The organism is Streptomyces sp. NPDC045967, assembly GCF_056430495.1.
In genome coordinates this window covers 120,179-138,572 of sequence record NZ_JBWKLE010000013.1, presented here as the reverse complement: position 1 = coordinate 138,572, position 18,394 = coordinate 120,179, and the positions used below count along the sequence as shown (strand labels likewise).

General features: G+C 73.1%; 18 protein-coding genes and 1 pseudogene. 10 read left to right on the top strand and 9 right to left on the bottom strand.

All coding sequences use genetic code 11. From position 1 onward, the window contains the following. Positions 1-554: DoxX family protein (locus AC07FY_RS23805; RefSeq protein ID WP_479009321.1), on the bottom strand; the 554-nt coding region annotated here is incomplete at its 3' end. Between the two features lie 143 nt (positions 555-697). On the opposite strand from AC07FY_RS23805, the gene AC07FY_RS23800 reads away from it, so the two are divergent. Next, positions 698-3,061 (top strand): bifunctional serine/threonine-protein kinase/ABC transporter substrate-binding protein, encoded by a 2,364-nt coding sequence (locus AC07FY_RS23800; protein ID WP_479009319.1) that lies wholly within the window; start codon positions 698-700, stop codon positions 3,059-3,061. Positions 3,062-3,180: 119 nt separating this feature from the next. Here the strand turns inward: AC07FY_RS23800 and glgX are convergent, their stop codons facing one another. The 3 genes from glgX to AC07FY_RS23785 all read right to left on the bottom strand — a co-directional run bounded on the left by glgX (position 3,181) and on the right by AC07FY_RS23785 (position 6,364). After that, positions 3,181-5,316 (bottom strand): glycogen debranching protein GlgX, encoded by a 2,136-nt coding sequence (glgX, locus tag AC07FY_RS23795; protein ID WP_479009317.1) that lies wholly within the window; start codon positions 5,314-5,316, stop codon positions 3,181-3,183. 201 nt (positions 5,317-5,517) lie between these two features. After that, the gene (locus tag AC07FY_RS23790) at positions 5,518-5,784 is read right to left on the bottom strand and encodes a DUF5133 domain-containing protein (protein WP_479009315.1); all 267 of its coding nucleotides are present in this window, start codon (positions 5,782-5,784) and stop codon (positions 5,518-5,520) included. A gap of 124 nt (positions 5,785-5,908) precedes the next feature. Further along, the gene (locus AC07FY_RS23785; protein ID WP_479009313.1) at positions 5,909-6,364 is read right to left on the bottom strand and encodes an ATP-binding protein; all 456 of its coding nucleotides are present in this window, start codon (positions 6,362-6,364) and stop codon (positions 5,909-5,911) included. 400 nt (positions 6,365-6,764) lie between these two features. On the opposite strand from AC07FY_RS23785, the gene AC07FY_RS23780 reads away from it, so the two are divergent. Next, complete coding sequence (locus tag AC07FY_RS23780; protein WP_479009311.1) at positions 6,765-8,129, top strand: NAD(P)/FAD-dependent oxidoreductase; 1,365 nt, start codon at positions 6,765-6,767, stop codon at positions 8,127-8,129. Between the two features lie 180 nt (positions 8,130-8,309). Here the strand turns inward: AC07FY_RS23780 and AC07FY_RS23775 are convergent, their stop codons facing one another. Continuing rightward, a complete protein-coding gene (locus tag AC07FY_RS23775; protein ID WP_479009309.1) occupies positions 8,310-9,509 on the bottom strand; it encodes a serine hydrolase domain-containing protein in 1,200 nt (399 codons plus the stop codon). A gap of 406 nt (positions 9,510-9,915) precedes the next feature. Here AC07FY_RS23775 and AC07FY_RS23770 point away from each other — a divergent pair, with 406 nt between their 5' ends. From AC07FY_RS23770 to AC07FY_RS23760, 3 genes are all read left to right on the top strand, one after another. Next, positions 9,916-10,470, top strand: a complete 555-nt coding sequence (locus AC07FY_RS23770) for a cysteine hydrolase family protein (protein ID WP_479009435.1) — start codon at positions 9,916-9,918, stop codon at positions 10,468-10,470. 126 nt (positions 10,471-10,596) lie between these two features. Continuing rightward, positions 10,597-11,703 (top strand): YihY/virulence factor BrkB family protein, encoded by a 1,107-nt coding sequence (locus tag AC07FY_RS23765; RefSeq protein WP_479009307.1) that lies wholly within the window; start codon positions 10,597-10,599, stop codon positions 11,701-11,703. Positions 11,704-11,707: 4 nt separating this feature from the next. Further along, on the top strand, positions 11,708-13,126 hold the full coding sequence (locus AC07FY_RS23760; RefSeq protein WP_479009305.1) for a M20/M25/M40 family metallo-hydrolase: 1,419 nt from the start codon (positions 11,708-11,710) through the stop codon (positions 13,124-13,126). A gap of 84 nt (positions 13,127-13,210) precedes the next feature. On the opposite strand, the gene AC07FY_RS23755 is transcribed toward AC07FY_RS23760, so the two are convergent. Then, on the bottom strand, positions 13,211-13,549 hold the full coding sequence (locus AC07FY_RS23755; protein WP_479009303.1) for a plasmid stabilization protein: 339 nt from the start codon (positions 13,547-13,549) through the stop codon (positions 13,211-13,213). A 267-nt stretch (positions 13,550-13,816) separates the two neighbouring features. Here AC07FY_RS23755 and AC07FY_RS23750 point away from each other — a divergent pair. Then, positions 13,817-14,188: pseudogene (locus AC07FY_RS23750) on the top strand (SDR family NAD(P)-dependent oxidoreductase); the annotation flags it as partial. Positions 14,189-14,287: 99 nt separating this feature from the next. Here the strand turns inward: AC07FY_RS23750 and AC07FY_RS23745 are convergent. Continuing rightward, positions 14,288-15,091: an SDR family NAD(P)-dependent oxidoreductase gene (locus tag AC07FY_RS23745; RefSeq protein WP_479009301.1), complete on the bottom strand. Its 804-nt coding sequence runs from the start codon at positions 15,089-15,091 to the stop codon at positions 14,288-14,290. Between the two features lie 77 nt (positions 15,092-15,168). After that, the gene (locus AC07FY_RS23740; protein ID WP_479009299.1) at positions 15,169-15,906 is read right to left on the bottom strand and encodes a DUF72 domain-containing protein; all 738 of its coding nucleotides are present in this window, start codon (positions 15,904-15,906) and stop codon (positions 15,169-15,171) included. Positions 15,907-16,037: 131 nt separating this feature from the next. On the opposite strand from AC07FY_RS23740, the gene AC07FY_RS23735 reads away from it, so the two are divergent. The 4 genes from AC07FY_RS23735 to AC07FY_RS23720 all read left to right on the top strand — a co-directional run bounded on the left by AC07FY_RS23735 (position 16,038) and on the right by AC07FY_RS23720 (position 18,069). Further along, entirely contained in the window at positions 16,038-16,238 is a 201-nt protein-coding gene (locus AC07FY_RS23735) for a hypothetical protein (protein ID WP_479009297.1), read from the top strand. 127 nt (positions 16,239-16,365) lie between these two features. Continuing rightward, positions 16,366-17,340, top strand: a complete 975-nt coding sequence (gene ppk2, locus AC07FY_RS23730) for a polyphosphate kinase 2 (RefSeq protein ID WP_479009295.1) — start codon at positions 16,366-16,368, stop codon at positions 17,338-17,340. A gap of 149 nt (positions 17,341-17,489) precedes the next feature. Further along, on the top strand, positions 17,490-17,780 hold the full coding sequence (locus AC07FY_RS23725; protein WP_479009293.1) for a hypothetical protein: 291 nt from the start codon (positions 17,490-17,492) through the stop codon (positions 17,778-17,780). A 61-nt stretch (positions 17,781-17,841) separates the two neighbouring features. Next, positions 17,842-18,069: a hypothetical protein gene (locus AC07FY_RS23720; protein ID WP_479009291.1), complete on the top strand. Its 228-nt coding sequence runs from the start codon at positions 17,842-17,844 to the stop codon at positions 18,067-18,069. A gap of 36 nt (positions 18,070-18,105) precedes the next feature. On the opposite strand, the gene AC07FY_RS23715 is transcribed toward AC07FY_RS23720, so the two are convergent. Continuing rightward, entirely contained in the window at positions 18,106-18,327 is a 222-nt protein-coding gene (locus AC07FY_RS23715) for a hypothetical protein (protein ID WP_479009289.1), read from the bottom strand. Between the last annotated feature and the right edge of the window lie 67 nt (positions 18,328-18,394).

Here is an 18,394-nt window from a genome sequence, read left to right as displayed (position 1 = left end):
TGCCCCGGATGGGGCGCGATCACGAATCCCGCCCCCCCCCCCCCCCCCCCCCCCCCCCCCCCCCCCCCCCCCCCCGCCCCCCCCCCGGGCCCCCCCCCCCCCGCCGCCGGGTGCCGGTGGTCGAACGCGTGCCGGGAGCGGTAGACCAGCGAGGGCTTGCCGTGCGTGTCCACGGCGGCGATGAGCAGCCCGCCGAGGGCGGAGAGGTCGGTCAGGAAGTCGGCGCGCTGCCGTGCGCGCTCCTCGGGGTCCTTCACCGTCCAGAAGGCATGGGCGGTGAGCGAGGTCGGCACCAGCGTGGCGGCGAGCGCGAGCGCGGCCACCCGCGGCGCGCGACCCGTGGCGAGCATCAGTCCCGCCGCGGTCTGGACCGTGCCGGTGACGCGTACGAGTTTGCGCGGGTCCTCGGCGAGGGCCGGGATGTGCCTGCCGACGGCCCGGGCGACGGGCAGCGCGACGTCCGCGGCGGCCTCGGGACGGCGCAGGGTGCGCAGTCCGCCGGCGACGAACGGGGCGGCGAGGAGGGGACGGGCGAGTTTTCGTAGAACAGCCATGTCCCGCTCGTGCCCAGGCCCGGCCCGTCCATCCGGGTCCGGTGCCGGCCGATGTGCCGCCGCCCCGCACCGGCCCCGCCCGGGTACGTGATCCGGCCACCGTTCCGTCATCGAACCCGCTCGGAAGGTCCTAGAGTGTGCGCGTGACCGAGCGAACCCCCGAACTCATCGCCGGCCGGTACCACCTGGTCGAACGCATCGGCCAAGGCGGCATGGGCCGGGTCTGGCGCGGCATCGACCAGCAGCTCTTCGGACGCGAGGTCGCCGTCAAGGAGATCCTCTTCCCGGAGGGACTGGACGACGGGGACCGTGCCACGCTGCTGCGGCGCTTCACCGGCGAGGCCCGCGCGGCGGTCACTCTCAGCCATCCCGGCATCATCACCGTCCACGACGTCGTGGAGCACCGCGGCGCCCCGGTGATCGTCATGGAGTTCATCCGCGGGGAGTCCCTGGCCGCGGCCATCCGCCGGCAGGGCCGGCTGCCCCTCCAGCGGGTGGCGGAGATCGGCTCCGCCATGCTCGACGCGCTCGCCGAAGCGCATGCCGCGCGGATCGTCCACCGCGACATCAAGCCGGACAACGTGCTCCTGACCAAGGACCGCGTGGTCCTCACCGACTTCGGCATCGCCCACCTGGCGGACGCGACGACCAAGCTCAGCCACAGCGGGACGATCATCGGCACCCCGCACTACATGCCGCCGGAGCAGCTGGAGGGCAAGCGCCCCACCCCGGCCAACGACCTGTGGGCGCTCGGCGCCACCCTCTACCACGCCGTCGAGGGGCGGCCGCCGTTCGAGGCCGACGGCCTGCACGCCCTCGCGGTGGCCGTCTTCACCCGCCCGCACCGGCCGCCGACCCATGCCGGCCCGCTCGCGCCCCTGCTGGAAGCGCTGCTCACCAAGGACCCGGCGGAACGCGCCGGTGTCGCCGAGGCCGCCGAACTGCTGGCGGCGGTGCTGCGGGCCGCCGGGTCCCGGACGGGCACCTCCGCCGAGGCGGCGCGGCGCGGGCCGGAGCCGGTGGAGGACGACGGACACCTCCCCACCCCCACGGAGCCGGAAGGGCAGCGGCCGCCCTCCTCCCCCCTGCCGACGCCCACGGCCAAGGACTCCGCCCCCGTCCCCGGCACGCCCGGCCACTCCGTGGCCGACCGGCCGACCCTCGCGCCCCCGCCCCCGACCGTTCCCCCGGACGAGGTGCTGGTCGCCTCCGGCGGGACGCGCCGGGACGGAGCCGACGAGGTGCGGCCCGCCGGGCGGCGCGGCCTCACCCGGCGCTCCGCCGTCCTCGGAGCGGTGGCCACGATCGCCGCGGGGTCCGTGCTGACCTGGCAGTTGACCCGCGACACCCCGGACGGCGGGTCGCGGGGTGGCGGGGCGGCGGCTTCCCCCGTCACCGTGGTGATCGGCGTCGACGCACCGCTGACCGGGGCCCTGGCATCCTTCGGCGCCGGCATCAGGAACTCCGCCGACCTGGCGGCCGCGACCTCCAACCGCAACCGGCACGTACCCGGCGTGACCTTCGAGATCAAGGCCCTGGACGACGAGGGCGACCCGGCCAAGGGCCTGCCCAACGCGGCCCAGTTCATAGCCGACGACAAGGTGCTGGGCGTCGTGGGGCCCCTCAACTCGGGGGTGGCCCAGGCCATGGCGGAGCCGCTCGGGCGGGCGAACCTGGTCAACGTCTCCCCGGCCAATACCAATCCGGTCCTGACCCTGGGGCCGCAATGGGCCGCGGGCACCAAGTCCCGGCCGTACGGGAACTACTTCCGCACCGTCGCCACGGACGTGGACCAGGGGCCGTTCGCCGCTCGGTACCTGCACGACGAGGCCCGCAAGACGAAGTTCTACGTCATCGACGACGGCAGCGCCTACGGCACCAGTCTCACCACCGGGTTCCGGGCCGAGCTCGCGAAGCTCGGCGCAGCCGTCGTGGGGGAGGGGCGCGTCGCTCCCGAACCGGGCGACTTCACGTCGATCGCCGCGCAGGTCAGGGCCTCCGGGGCCGACGCTGTGTACTTCGGCGGCTACTACACGGTCGCGGCCCCGCTCTCCCAGCAGCTCAAGCAGGCGGGCGTCAGCGTCCCCCTGATGGGCGGCGACGGCGTCTTCGACCAGCAGTTCCTCACCACGAACACGAAGGCCGAGGGCGACCTCGCCACCGACATCGGTGTCCCCGCCGAGAACCTGCCGGGGGGAGTGGACTTCCTCGAGCGCTACCGTACGGCGGGATACCCGGAGGCAGCCGGTCCGTACGGCCCCTACGCCTACGACGCGGCCTGGGCCGTCATCGAGGCGGTCAAGGCCGTGGTGGCGGCCCACGGCGGGACCCTCCCCGCTGACGCCCGGGCGAAGATGGCGCAGGCCGTGGCCGGGCTGGGCTTCGACGGCGTCACGGGGCGGGTGGCCTTCGACGAGTACGGCGACACCCTCAACCGCCGCCTGACCGTGTACGCCGTACGGGGCGGCAGCTGGACGGTCGTGAAGAGCGGCCCGCGCATCCCCTGACCGGCCCCGGGCCGCCCGCCCGCCGCTGCCCGTAGCCCGCCGACGGCCCGGGCCGCCCGCCCGCCGACTGCGGGCCCGGCCCCTCGCCGACGGCCCGGGCCGCGGCCGATCGCCCCGCATCACACCGCGTCGGGCCCCGCGTCCTCCCGCGCGCTGCGCAGCACCACGGTGCTGTACGGCTCCAGCCGCAGCGGGCTGCGCGCCTTCAGCTCCTGCTCGTCCGGGGCGCCCGTGCTCGCGGTGTCGACCAGCACGTTCCAGCGGGGGGCGAACCGCTCACCGGGCAGGCGGAAGTCGACGGCCGTGTCCGAGCCGTTGAACAGCAGCAGGAAGGAGTCGTCGGTGACCCGGTTGCCGTAGGGGTCCGGCTCGGTGATCGCCTCACCGTTGATGAACATCGTCAGGGCCCCGGCCTGCGGCCACGCCCAGTCCCCTTCCTCCATCGGGGTGGCGTCGGGACGCAGCCACTCGACGTCGGCGGGCAGCCGGCCCCCGTGCCCGGCGGACCGGCCGGAGAAGAAGCGGCGCCGTCGCAGCGCGGGGTGGCGGCGGCGCAGCCGGATGAGGCCGGCGGTGAAGTCGAGGAGCCGGCGGCCGTTCTCGTCCAGGTCCCAGTTGATCCACGTGGTCGGGTTGTCCTGGCAGTACGCGTTGTTGTTGCCGCCCTGGGTCCGGCCCAGCTCGTCCCCGTGGCTGATCATCGGGATGCCCTGGGAGAGGAGCAGCGTGGTCAGCATGTTGCGCTGCTGGCGCTCCCGCAGGGCGAGGACGGCGGGGTCGTCCGTCTCGCCCTCAGCCCCGCAGTTCCAGGACCGGTTGTGGTCCTCGCCGTCGCGGCCGTCCTCGCCGTTCGCCTCGTTGTGCTTGCGGTCGTAGGACACCAGGTCGCGCAGGGTGAACCCGTCGTGGGCCGTGACGAAGTTGACGCTGGCCAACGGGCGGCGCCTGTCGTGCTCGTAGAGGTCGGCGGAGCCGGTGATCCGGGAGGCGAACTCGCCGAGCGTGCCGTCGGCGCCGCGCCAGAAGTCGCGGACGGCGTCGCGGTAGCGCCCGTTCCACTCCGACCACAGGGGAGGGAAGTTGCCGACCTGGTAGCCGCCTTCGCCGAGGTCCCAGGGTTCGGCGATGAGCTTGACCCGGCTGATCACCGGGTCCTGCTGGATGACGTCGAAGAAGGCGGAGAGCCGGTCCACCTCGTGGAACTGGCGGGCGAGGGTGGCGGCGAGGTCGAAACGGAACCCGTCGACGTGCATCTCCAGCACCCAGTAGCGCAGCGAGTCCATGATCAGCTGCAGCACGTTGGGGTGGCGCATCAGCAGGCTGTTGCCGGTGCCGGTGGTGTCGTAGTACTGGGAGCGGTCCTCGTCGACCAGTCGGTAGTAGGCGGCGTTGTCGATGCCCTTGAACGCCAGGACGGGTCCCTTGTCGTTCCCCTCGGCGGTGTGGTTGTAGACGACGTCGAGGATGACCTCGATGCCCGCAGCGTGCAGCGCCTTCACCATCTGCTTGAACTCGGTGACCTGGGCTCCGCGTCCGCCGGTCGCCGCGTAGGCGTTGTGCGGGGCGAAGAAGCCGATGGTGTTGTAGCCCCAGTAGTTCGACAGGCCCCTCTCCACCAGGTGCCCGTCCTGGATGAACTGGTGCACGGGCATCAGTTCCAGCGCGGTCACCCCGAGGCCCGTGAGGTGGTCGAGGATGGCGGGGTGGGCGATGCCGGCGTAGGTGCCGCGGAGTTCCTCCGGCAGGTCGGGGTGGCTGCGCGTGAGTCCGCGTACGTGCCCCTCGTAGATCACGCTCTCGCCGTACGCGTGGCCCGGAGGCTTGTCGTCGCCCCAGTCGAAGCGCCGGTCGGTGACCACGGACAGCATGGTGTGCCCCGCGCTGTCCAGGGTGTTGGGCTCCGCCCCGTCCGCGAAGTGGTGGCCGAAGAGCGACTCGTGGTGGTCGAGCTGCCCGTCGATGGCGGTCGCGTACGGGTCCAGCAGGAGCTTGGCCGGATTGCACCGGTGTCCGGCGGCCGGGTCGAAGGGGCCGGACACGCGGTAGCCGTAGCGTTGCCCGGGGCCGACGTCGGGGAGGTAGATGTGCCAGGCGGACCGGTCGATCTCGGTCATCCGTACGCGGGTCTCGTGCCCGGCGTCGTCCAGCAGGACCAGGTCCACGCCGTCGGCGACCTCGGAGAACAGTGCGAAGTTGGTTCCGGAGCCGTCGTACGTCGCTCCCAGTGGATACGGTTTGCCCGTCCATGTACGCATACGGTCACGCTACTGGCGCCGGGACCGCGAGGTCCGCTGGTCCGTCATTCCAGGGTGTCGCCGCGGCCGGCCGACCGCGGCGGACGGCCGCGGCGGACGGTCGGCGCGGTACACCGCCCGCCCGCGCCCTGCGGCTCGTACCGCCCGCCGCACGGGCGGCGCCGTACCGGCCTCCGCGACCGGTACGGCACCGCGCCCGGACTACCGGGAGGAGCCACTCAGGACCTGCCCGGCCCGCGCCGGCGTCCCGGCGTCGTCGCAGTCGCCTATCCACGCGGTGCGCAGCCGTTCCCGGGCCGCGGCCAGCGCGGACTCGATGTCCCGTGTTCCCGTGGAGACGCACAGGGTGTAGATCACGTCTTCCATCCGCTGCCGTGCCGGCTCGTGCCGGTCCGCTGCGTGTTGCTCCGATACCAGCTCGTACTCCTCCACCAGACGCGCCAGCACCGCGGGGTGAGCCATCAGCACGATTTCGCTCCTTCACAAGGACGCCTTTACGGAGGCCGGGACGCCACCGAACGGTCGTCTGCCCCCGGCCGCGCATCGCATGCGCCCCACGGGTGGTACTGGCTGAACACGGCCCGCGCCGGGATCAGTTCAGGTCCGGTGCGGGACCGTCCGGGCGGGCGCCGGAAGGAGCGCCGGGCCGCTGGAGCGGCTCCGCGTGCAGGCCGTCCGCGTCCGCCCCGACGTGCGGGGAGATCTGCCCCGGCGGGTGGAAGCAGGCTGTGATCGTCTTGCCGCCGTGGAAGGCGTGGGCGTCCCATCCGTCGGCGAGGGCGTCGATGATCGCCAGGCCCCGACCGGAGGTCGCGTGCGCGGAGGCGTGCCGGGGGGCGGGCAGCTGCGGATCGGCGTCCGCGACGCTGACGTGCAGGCAGCAGCCGTCCCAGGTCAGTACGAGATGGGCACTGCTGTGGGCGTGCACGTGGGCGTTGGTGACGAGTTCGGACACCGTGAGCAGCACGGAGTGGACCGTGTCGGGTGCGTCTCTGGTCCAGGGGAGGGTGTCCAGGTGCTCCTGGCACCACTGGCGGGCCTCACGCACCCCCCGGTGCACGGGAAACGATTTCGCCCAACCCACCGCTCGAACCGACACGGTCCACCTCCAGCCTCAGTTGACGTCGTTCTTCACGTGCGGCCGGCGCGGTGGCGGGCACGGGGACTGTCCCGCCGGGTGACCAGCAGCAGGGCCAGCAGCATCGGTGCGATCAGCAGCATCATGGTTCCCACGGCGCATTCGTCTCCTGGCGATTGGTACGGCATTGAACCCTTCGACCTCTTCGCGTGTGTCCGGCGCGACGCCCCCGAAACCCCGGTACGGGGGACGGTGTCCGCCCGAGGAGGGGAAACGTTCCTCTTTCATGCCGACGGGTCCGTTCCCGTGCAGACCGGCTCCGGGCGGGCAGGCGCGGGGTACCTGGCAGGCCGGAGAAAGGACGGACACCATGGCACGACCGAGGATTCTCGTGGTGGGAGCGGGGTTCGCGGGGGTCGAGTGCACCCGCCGACTGGAGCGCAGGCTGTCGCCCGCCGAGGCGGACATCGCCCTGGTGACCCCGAACTCCTACCAGCTCTACCTGCCGCTGCTGCCGCACGTCGCCTCCGGCGTGCTGACCCCGCAGTCCATCGCCCTCTCGCTGCGCCGCAGCCGCCGCTACCGGACCCGGATCATCCCCGGCGGGGCCGTCGGCGTCGACACCGCGGCGAAGGTCTGCATCGTACGCACGCTCACCGGCGAGCTGACCGAGCACACCTACGACCACCTGGTGCTGGCTCCCGGCAGCGTCACCCGCACCTTCGACATCCCCGGACTCACCGAACACGCCCGCGGCATGAAGACCCTCGCCGAAGCCACGTACCTCCGCGACCACGTCATCGCCCAGCTCGACCTGGCCGACGCGAGCGAGGACGAGGCGGAACGGGCCGCGCGGCTGTGCTTCGTCGTCGTGGGCGGCGGGTACGCCGGCACGGAGACGGCCGCCTGCCTCCAGCGGCTCACGCACCACGCCGTCAAGCGCTACCCGCGACTGGACCCCGGCCAGATCAGCTGGCACCTGCTCGACCTCGCTCCCCGGCTGATGCCCGAACTCGGCGACACCCTGGGGCGGGCCGCCATGGACATCCTGCGCCGGCGCGGCATCGAGGTCTCCCTCGGCGTCAGCGTCGCCAAGGCCGGCCCCACGGAGGTGACGCTGACCGACGGCCGGGTCCTGCCGAGCCGCACCCTCATCTGGACGGCCGGAGTCGCCGCGAGCCCGCTGATCGGCACCCTCGGCGCGCAGACCGTCCGCGGCCGGCTCCTGGTGACGCCGGAGATGACCGTGCCCGGCGCCGACGGGGTGTTCGCCCTGGGAGACGCGGCGGCCGTACCGGACCTCGCCGCAGACGAGGAGGGCGCCATCTGCCCGCCCACGGCGCAGCACGCCCTGCGCCAGGGCCGCACCCTCGCGGACAACCTGATCGCGACCCTGCGCGGCCGGCCCCTGCGGCCCTACGTGCACAAGGACCTGGGGCTCGTCGTCGACCTCGGCGGCACCGACGCGGTGTCCAAGCCGCTGGGCATTCCGCTGCGCGGACTGCCTGCCCAGGCGGTGGCTCGCGGCTACCACTGGTCGGCGCTGCGCACCAACGTCGCCAAGACGCGCGTCCTGACCAACTGGCTGCTGAACGCGGTGGCCGGGGACGACTTCGTCCGGATGGGGTTCCGGCCCACCCGCCCGCCGACGCTGCGGGAGTTCGAGTACACCGACGCCTATCTGACCCCCGAACAGGTGCGGGCGCACACGGCCGCCCTGCGCGCCGCCGGCTGAGGCCCGAGCACGCTGCGGATGCCCCGGGGCGGAGCGCGGAGGGGCTCAGGTGAGGCAGGTGCGGTCCCGGTGAGCCGCGGGAGCCGTTCCCCGCGGCTGCCCCCGGCGGTGACGCGCGACCGGAGGCCGCCCGGCCGGCCGTGACGCGCGCGCCGGGCCGGGTCGACGGGGCCCGGGACCCTACTCCCCCTTCAGGAGCGCGCAGGCGAAGTCCTCCTGGACCGTGCGGAGCCGGGCGAGCAGGGCGGGCTTGTTGCCCTTGCTGGTCTGGGTGTTGATGGAGAACGTCAGCGAACGGCTGCCGTCCGGGGTGGCGGCCGCCAGCTGGGTGTAGCCGGGGAAGTTGCCGGTGTGACCGTGGAGCACGCCGCACCGGGTGGTGTACCGGAAGATCGCCAGACCGGCCGCGTTGGTCCCGGGGCCGGCCGGTTCGGAGGCGTCACCGGGGCGGAAGGCGAGCTGCTCCTCGCGCGTCTCCTCCGACAGCAGGGCGGGCCCGCCGTATGCACGGATGAAGACGCCCAGCTCCCTGGGGGTGGAGACGATGCCGCCGGAGGCCCATACCCCCGAGGTGCTCAGCGCCTCGCTGATGTCCTCGGGCTCGGCGGGCGGGTCGACGTCGTAGCCGTGCAGGTACGGGCGGGGAAGGCGGTGGCCGAGGGGCAGGCTGGTCCGGCGCAGCCCGAGCGGGCGGTACACCAGCTCGCGGAGCAGGTCTTCGTAGCGGCGGCCGGTGGCCGCTTCGGCCATGAGCGCGACGGCGATGTTGTCGGAGTTGGAGTACTCGTACAGGCTGCCCGGCCGGAAGAGCAGGGGCTCGTCCGCGACGAAGTCGAGGAGCGTACGGGGGTCGAAGACGTGGCGGGGATCGGCCCGCAGGATGCTCAGGAATGCGGGGGAGGCCGAGAAGTCGGGCAGCCCGCTGGTGTGCTGGAGGAGCTGGCGCAGGGTCACCGCGTGCCAGGCGGCCGGCTGCGCGGGCAGACGACTGCCGATGGTGTCGTCGAGCGACAGCGCCCCCTGGTCGACGAGCCGGAGCGCGACCGCACCGCTGAAGGCCTTCGCGATGCTGGCGATGCGCATGTGGTCGTCGATGTCCGGCCGGCGCCCGGTCGCGATGTCCCCGACACCGGCGGTGTACACCTGCGTCCGGTCGCCCCTGGTGAGTACGGCGATCGCCCCGGGCGGGCCGTCCTCCTGGGCGACGAGCCGTTCGAGCTGCCGTTGCAGGCGCTCGGCCCGGTCCGGACGCCCGTCGGCGGGGCTGGGGTCGGCGCCCGCGGTCCCGGCGGTCGGCAGCAGCGCGCCGAGCGCGGCGGCGGTGACGACGGCGGCGGACAGTCCGGCGCGGAAGCGGCGTACGGAGGCGCGGGTGGGCACGGGTGTCTCCCGGGGTGCGGCGGCGATCGGCGAGGCCGACGGTCACCCGCCTGAGTAGCAGCCGCGAGGCCGCGCCCGGCCCGCGGCGCGCTCCTGCCGGGGCCGGTCGGCGGACACGCCATTCCCCGGGGCCGGGCGTGTCGCACCCGCGGCCCCCGAAAGTCCGGGTGAGCACCTGCACGGAGGGGGAGGGGCAGGTGCCCACGGGCGGCAGCCGGGGCCGCTCACCGCGCCGGCCGCCACATCCAGGGTAGATGCACCGGGCGCGGTGCACCTCCGTGAGCGCCCGCGGACCGGCCGGCGGCGCCGGCGGGCGAAGATGACCTTGCCGAGCACGTGCGGCGGGGATGGCACAGAATGGCGGAAGGGAACGGACCCGATGACGGTACGAGAGGCGGCGGATCCCATGCCTCGTACGGCGCTGATCGTGATCGACATGCTCAACACCTACGCGCACGAGGACGCCGAGATCCTGGTCCCGTCCGTACGGAAGGCGCTTCCCGGGATCACGACGCTGCTGGAACGTGCCCGGGCCAGCGCGTCGCCGGTCGTCTACGTCAACGACAACTTCGGCGAGTGGCGCTCCCACCACGGCGAAATCCTGCGGACCGCGCTCGAAGGCCGCCACAGGGACCTGGTGGAGCCGGTCGCCCCCGACGAGAACTCCCTGTTCGTCGTCAAGGCACGGCACTCGATCTTCTTCGAGACGCCCCTCGCCTACCTGCTGGGGCAACTCGGCGCCGAGCGCCTGGTCCTGTGCGGACAGGTGACCGAGCAGTGCGTGCTGTATTCGGCGCTGGACGCCCACATCCGGCACTTCGACGTCGTCGTGCCGGCCGACGCGGTCGCCCACATCGACGCCGACCTGGCGGAGGCGGCCCTGCGCATGATGACCCGCAACATGTCGGCGCGGATCTGCGCGGTGGACGACATCGTGTTCGACGCCCCCCGGGCCGACTGACGGCGGAACCCGGGGATCCGGGGACGGCCGGGGCGATGGGGGCGATGGGGGCGATGGAGGCGATCGGGCGATCACTTCACCCGGAGAGGGTGACATGACTGGCGCTGAGGTGGACAGGCGCGGGACATGACACGTGTACCGAATACGGATCACAGCGGCGACCACGAGCGCGAGCCCGACCACGAGCGCCCGCGCGGGCACGGGCATGAGCGCCAGGACCGGACCGACCGGACCACCGGCGAGCGGCAGGCGACGGTGGGCCCCGACGAGCACGTCGAGGAGCGAGCCCCCGACCAGCTCTCCGCCCTGCCTCGGCGGTCCTGGAAGAAAGTGCTGCGCGGCACCGTGCAGGAGTTCAAGGACGACGAGCTGGCCGACCGGGCCGCGGCGCTGACCTACTACGGCGTCCTGGCCCTCTTCCCGGCCCTGCTGGTGCTCGTGTCCATGCTGGGCATCGCGGGCAAGTCGACGACGCAACGTGTCCTGGACAACCTGCAGAACCTGGCCCCGGGCTCCGCCCGCGAGGTGATCACCAACGCGGTGCAGCAGCTGCAGGGCAGCGCCGGCGTCGGGTCGGTGGTCGCGATCGTCGGTCTGGTGGTCGCGGTGTGGTCCGCCTCCGGCTACATCGCCGCCTTCATCCGCACCTCGAACGCCGTCTACGACATGCCCGAGGGCCGCCCGGTGTGGAAGGTGCTCCCGCTCCGCCTGGCACTCACCGTCGCCCTGATGGTCCTCGCCTGCGCCAGCGCCCTCATCGTGGTCTTCACCGGTGGGATCGCGCGCCAGGTCGGCTCCGCACTGGGCATCGGCGACAGTGCGCTGACCGTGTGGTCGATCGCGAAATGGCCGGTCCTTGTCCTGCTCGTCACCGTCATGATCGCCCTCCTGTACTGGGCGGCGCCGAACGCCAAGGGCCGGGGCTTCAAGTGGGTCACGCCGGGCAGCTTCCTGGCCCTGCTGATCTGGATGATCGCCTCGGCCGGTTTCGCGTTCTACGTCGCGAACTTCGGCTCCTACAACAAGACCTACGGCACGCTCGCCGGCGTGATCGTCTTCCTCGTCTGGCTGTGGATCACCAACCTGGCGATCCTGCTGGGCCTGGAGTTCGACGCGGAGATGCTCCGGCAGCGGGCGATCGCCGGAGGTCTCCCCGAGGACGAGGAGCCGTACGTCGAGCCGCGCGACACCCGCGCCTGGAGCGAGGCCGACGCCCGCCGCATGGAGACGTGAGCGCATGCGTACCGAGGAGACCGCCGTGGAAGCGGGCGGCGCACCCGGACAGGACGACGTCGCCGCGCTGGCGCAATGGGTGGACATCCCCTCCGTCTCATCGGACCCGGACCGCGCGGACGACGTACGGAGGTCCGCGCACTGGCTCGCGGACACCCTGCGCCGGACGGGTTTCCCCCGCGCGGAGGTCTGGGAGACGGCGGGGCTGCCCGCCGTCTACGGCTGCCGGCCGGCCGCCGACCCGGACGCGCCGGTCCTGCTGGTCTACAGCCACCACGACGTCCACGCGGTCGACCCGTCCGAATGGCAGGTCACGGAGCCGTTCGCGGCGCTCGGACGTGACGACCGGCTGTACGGCCGGGGCGCGTCCGACGCCAAGGGGCAGATCATGTGCCACCTGTGGGCCCTGCGCGCGCATCTGGCGGAACGGTCCGCCCCGGCGGTCACGGTGAAGTACCTGATCGAGGGGGAGGAGGAGATCGGGTCCGTGCACATGGACGAGCTGCTGTCGGAGCACGCCGATGACCTGGCGGCGGACGTGGTCATGGTCTCCGACTCCATGCTCTGGTCCCTGGACGTGCCCACCGTCTGCTCCGTGGTGCGGGGGTCGGTCACCGCCACCCTCACCGTCCGCGGTGCCCGGCGCGACATCCACAGCGGGGCGGTGTCCGGTGCCGCCGCGAACGCCGCCCTCGAGCTGTGCCGCCTGGTGGACCTGCTGAGCGACGGCTCCGGGCGGGTCCGCCTGCCCGGGTTCTACGAGGCGGTGACCGGCCCCTCCGCGCAGCTCCGAGCCACTTTGGACACCCTGCCCTTCGACCTGTCAGCCTGGCTGGACGACACCGGTACCTTCGACGCGGCCGGCGAAGCGGGGTTCACCGTGCCGGAGCGCCTGTGGGCGCGCCCTTCCGTGGAGATCGCCCGCCTCACGGCGGGCCGCACCGACGCACCCGCGCTCGGACTCATCCCCGCGGAAGCCGGTGCGGACCTCCTGTTCCGGCTCGTACCCGACCAGCGGGCCGATCAGGTCGCCGAGCAGCTGCGCTCCTGGCTGGACGCCCACAGGAGGCCGGCGTTCGACTACGACCTGGAGGTCTCCTCCACCATCTCCGACCCGTACCGGACACCACCCGACCATCCGGCCCTCGCGGCTTTGACCCGCTCGGTCGGCCACGCGTACGGCGCTCCGGCCCGGCACATCGGCAACGGCGGGGCCACCCCCGCCGCCCAGCTCGCCCGCGCCTGCGACGCCCCCGTGCTCTTCTTCGGGACGGGGCTGCCCGGGGACCGCTGGCACGGCCCCGAGGAGCGCGTGGAGATCCGTGCGCTCCGTCTCGGAGTCCGCGCTCTGGCCCGGTTCCTCCGGGAACTGGGGTCGGAGCCCGGGCTCTCCCGGCGCGACGCCGGGAGCTCTTCCGTCTGAAACATGCGGAAAGCCCCCCTCCCCGTCGCCCCGGGCCCGTGACCGGGCGGGGCGCGGGAGGCGGGGCTACCTCGGGTCCGCGAGTCAGCGGCCGAGCGCGCTCTTGAGCTGCTCCTTGTTCATGGTCGAGCGGCCCTCGACCCCGCGCTTCTTGGCCTCCTGGTAGAGGTCTTCCTTGGTGGGCCCGGACGAACTGCTGCCGCCACCGCCACCACGCGATGTCTCGCCACCGCGCTGCGAGGCGGACTTGCCCTGGGTGGAGCTGCGGCTCGCCGTCTTGCTCTCGCCCGAACGCGCGCGTTCCTTGTTCACCGTGCGGGACGCCATCTCCTTCGCACGTCCCTCCGACATACCGCGCTTCTCGCCGGACTCCTTGACGTGCTCGTACTGGCGCTCTCGCTTGGGGCTGGATCCTCGGGGCATGGTGGACCTTTCATCGACGGGGGTGTGACGTCACGGTCATGGTGCGCGCACGCACATCCCGCCGCATCTCAGTCGGGCCCGAACAGGGTCCCGGCCACCGAGGATTGCGACAAACGGATGGACGGCGAGGAGCAGCCCCTGCGGGGGCGGTCGGCAGGGGCGTCCTGGAAGCACGGGACGCCGACGGCGGAGGCACCGAGTGAGGACGCGGACACACCACCAACCCCTGCGCGACCGGACCGTGGTCGTGACGGGGGCGGCGCGCGGGCTGGGAGCGGCACTGGCCCGGGCGTGAGCGCCTACCGCGCCTCCAAGGCGGGCGTGGAGTCCTTCCCCCACGCCCTGCGCGGGGAGGTCGCCCACCGCGGGGTCGGGGTGGGGATCGCCTCCTGCAACCGGGTCGACACCGACATGATCCGGTACGCCGACCGGTACGCCGTCCTGCGGGAACTGCGCGCCCACATGCCGCGGCCCGCTCGCAAGGTGTTCCCGGCGGCCCAGGTCGCGGACCGGCTCGCGACGGCCGCCGAACGACGTCGGACCTCCGTCTGCGTGCCCGCCCGGCTGCGTGCCGTCCAGCCGGTGCGCGCCTGCCTCCCGGCCGTCGTCACCCACGTCGCCCGCACCGAACTGCCGCGCCGGCGACGAGCTCCGCGGGAATCCACAGATCCGGCTCCGGTCATGGCCGATGCCGCGGTGCGTCGCCCCCTCCCCCCGCGGCCGGATTCGTCCGCCGGGTCAGCCGGCGGAGCCCGACCCCGACCCCGGCTCCGCCATGCCGCGGTGGGCCCTCGCCTTGACGCTGTCGGGCAGGACGCGATGCGCCAAGCCCTGCGCCTTGGTCCTCCAGGATCCGGCGACGACCTTGTCCTTGCCGGCCATCATCGCCTCGAAGCCCTGGGCGGCCACCCGCGCCGGGTCGTCCTTCTCCGATCGGCCGACCCTCGTGTCCAGCATGTCGGCCCGCTCGAAGAACTCCGTCTCGGTCGGGCCGGGCATCAGGGAGGTGACCGTGACGCCGGTGTCCTTGAGCTCGTTCTGCAACGCCTGCGCGAAGGACTGGAGGAACGACTTGCTCGCGTTGTACACGGCCTGGAAGGGACCGGGCATGGTGGACGCGATCGACGACGTGATCAGCAGCCGGCCCTCCCCGTCCTCCACCATCCCCGGCAGCAGCCGTTTCGCCAGGTGGAGCGTGGAGACCACGTTCAGGTCGATGATCTCCAGCTCGTCCTCCAGATCGGTCTCCAGGAAGGCGCCGCCCCGCCCGACGCCCGCGTTCAGCGCGGCGGCCGCCACGGGCCGCCGCGTGGCCGTGATCACGCGGTGCAGTTGCTCCACGCCCTCCCTGGTGGCCAGATCGGTGCGGACGGGCTCCACGCGCGTTCCCCGGGTCGTCAGGGCAGCCGCGGCCGAGGCGAGCGCGTCGTCCTCCGCCGCGATGATCAGGTCGAAGCCGTGTTCGGCGAACTGCACGGCCAGCTCGTAGCCGATGCCGCTCGACGCACCGGTGACCACGGCCAGCGGATTGACTGTGTCCATGCCCGGCGCCTACCCGCGCACGCTTCGGCAACCCTCCCGATGCGCGGGGGCCGGCCGGGCAGAAGCCGGCACACGGACTACACGACCTCGGATCCGGCGGCCAGACGCCTGAACGACCGGGCGTCCACGACGGCCGCTCCACCGGGATCGTTGTTGAAGTAGGCGAAGACGTCCGCGTCCGGCGACCAGGTGTCGGCGATCCGGCCCGCCCAGCTCCGCAGCGCTGCCCGGCCGTAACGGGGGGCGGGCTGCGCGCGGCCCTCGTGGAAGCGTACGTAGCCCCAGTCCGCCGTCCGCCACAGCGGTGTCACGGGCCGCGACAGCCGGTCGGCCCAGCACAGGGCGGCGCCGCGGCCGACGAGCACGGAGCGTGTGTCGGCCGTCCACCACGACGCGTGCCGCGGCTCGACGGCGACGCGCACACCGGCGGGGAAACAGGCGAGGCAGGCGTCGAGCGCGGCCGGGTCCGCGCGCAGGGTGGGCGGCAGCTGCAGCAGGATCGGCCCGAGCCGGTCACCGAGCGGAGCGGCATGCTCCATCAGCCGCCCGACCGGCTCCCGAGGCTCGCGCAGGCGCTTGATGTGCGTCAGGAAACGGCTCGCCTTCACGGCCATGACGAAGCCGGGCGGGGTGCGCAGGCGCCACTGCGCGAACGTGTCGGGCGAGGGCAGCCGGTAGAAGGCGTTGTTGAGCTCCACGGTGGAGAAGTGCTGCGTGTACTCCTCGAGCCAGAGCCGCTGCGGCCGGTCCGGTGGGTAGAGAACGCCCGACCAGTCCCGGTACTGCCATCCGGAGGTGCCGATGAAAACGGGCATACCGGGCTCCTGCCCGTCGTCGGGACGGCATGAACGTGCACGGGGCGGGGCAGACGTCCCGTACGCCGCTCGCGGCGCGCGTGACGGCCGGCCGGTAGAGGGGGCCGGCCACCGGAACGAAGAGGTGGGCCATGACATCGTCCCGACAGCGGATGAGCCGCAGTGACGCGTCCGACACCGAGGACCGGACCGCCCCGTGGAAGGACTTCAGCCGGGTGCTGGACCAGATGGTGGGCCTCCTGCAGGGAACCGGCGACGAAGGCCGGGACGGCGGAGGGTCGCGCGGTGGGCACCGGCAGTCGGCCGCGGCCCGCGGGGAGCGTCGGTCGTAGGCACGGTAGGCCGGGGCCCCTTGCCGGGCCGGCTACCAGCGGATGCCGGGCCGAGGTCCGGCCCGGCTGATCCATTTGGGTGACGCGTGGCACGGTAGCCGTCCGGGGGCCTGGGTATAGGCGGGGTGTGACTGAGCAGGGAGACCACGGACCGGACCCGCAGGAAGTGCTGCTGGAAGGCCTGAGCGTGGACGCGAGCCGCCCCGAGCAGCCGGTGCTGCTCGACGGGGCGGGCGAGCCGATCCGCACCTGGCGGGAGAACTACCCCTACGACCGGAAGATCCGGCGGGTCGAGTACGAGCGGGCGAAGCGGGTCCTGCAGATCGAGCTGCTGAAACTGCAGCGCTGGGTCAAGGAGACCGGCGCCCGCGTGGTGGTGATCTGCGAGGGGAGGGACGCGGCCGGCAAGGGCGGCACCATCCAGCGCTTCACCGAACGCCTCAACCCCCGCGGAGCCCGCATCGTCGCCCTGGACAAGCCGACCGAGCGGGAGACGGGCCAGTGGTACTTCCAGCGCTACATCGCCCACCTCCCCGGCCCCGGGGAGATCGTCTTCTTCGACCGCTCCTGGTACAACCGCGCCGGCGTGGAGAAGGTCATGGGTTTCTGCACCGATGAGCAGCACCAGCGGTTCCTGCGCCAGTGCCCGACCTTCGAGGCCATGCTGGTGGAGGACGGCATCCTGCTGATCAAGTTCTGGTTCTCGGTGTCCCGGGCCGAACAGCGGACCCGCTTCGCGATCCGCCAGGTCGACCCCGTGCGCCAGTGGAAGCTCTCACCCACCGACCTGGCCTCGCTGGACCTGTGGGACGCCTACACCGCCGCCAAGGTGGAGATGTTCCGCGCCACCGACACGGCGCACGCGCCCTGGACCGTCGTCAAGAGCAACGACAAGCGCCGAGCCCGGCTGGAGGCGATGCGCAGCCTGCTCTGGCGGGTCCCGTACGCCCGCAAGGACGAGGAGTCCGCCGGACTCCCCGACCCCCTGATCGTCGGGGCCGCCGACACCCTGCTCGAAGCGGGCGAGGACCCGGCCGGGCTTTCTCCCACCCCGCTCGGCGGCCCGCCCACGGGCCCCGGCCACCACCCTTCGGCGACCTGACCGCTCGGCGGCCCGCGGTGGGGAGCCGGTTGGTTCGGCGCCCCGGGCGGATGCCCTTGCCACCGGGCGGCGCCGTGCCCGAAGGGGAGTCGACGGGAGCGCCGCGAGCGGGCAGACTCCTCGCAGCAGAGAGAGCGGGTGGGTGGGTGATGACCGCACAACCGGTACACCGGAACGAGCCGGAGCGGGTGCCGCGGAACGCCGAGGGGATCGCGGAGGCGTTGTCCGGCGTACAGCGGATCGAGTTCTACCGCGAACTCCTGGCGGCGACGCCGGAGGAGGTCAAGGCCGTGCTCCTGCGCTGGTGGGGACGGGCGGTGCTGCTGTCGGATCCCGACCGGCAGCCTCGCCTGTCGGCAGCGCTCTCCGGTACCGGGGCCACCGCGACCGTCGAGGAGATGCTCGACCGGCGCCGCGCCGCGGGCCTGCCCGTTGAGTGACCCCCTGGGGGGCAGCTCCGGGGGCTGGCCGTGCGTGCTGTCCGAGGAGGTCGCGGCCTTCATGACCGATCCGGCGCTGCCGCCGTGGGCCATGGGCCCGATCGTCGCCGCGATGGTGGAGATCGGGGAGAGCCGGGGACGCGCCGCCGGGAGCACCGCGGCGGAGGACTGGCCGGAATGCCGACTGCTGCCGCTCGGCGCGGACGGCGCCTTCGGCATCATCGAGTACGTGGTCGCCGCGGACGCCCACCCGCCCCAGGTGATCGTGACCCGCGTCCTGCTCTACTGAGGGCGCGCGGTCGCCCGCGAGCGGCAGGGGTGTGCGTCAGCCGGACGCGGCCCGGCGGAAGCGGGCCGTGAGGTCTTCGACCACCGGTCGCGGTACGGCGTCCGGGTACCGGGTGATCACGCCGCCCGTGCGGACGAACGTCGTCGTCCGGCCGGGCTCCTGGAGCGGTCCCGGCGCCATCGGTACCGGAGAGCCGCCCGAGGCAGCGTCCCCGGGCGGGGGGTCGAGCCCGCGGTAGCTGATCCTGTCGTCGCCCACCCGGGAACACCACACGGTATCCGGCGATCTCCGTCCCCGGGGGAAGCACCTCCCTCATCCGGACCGT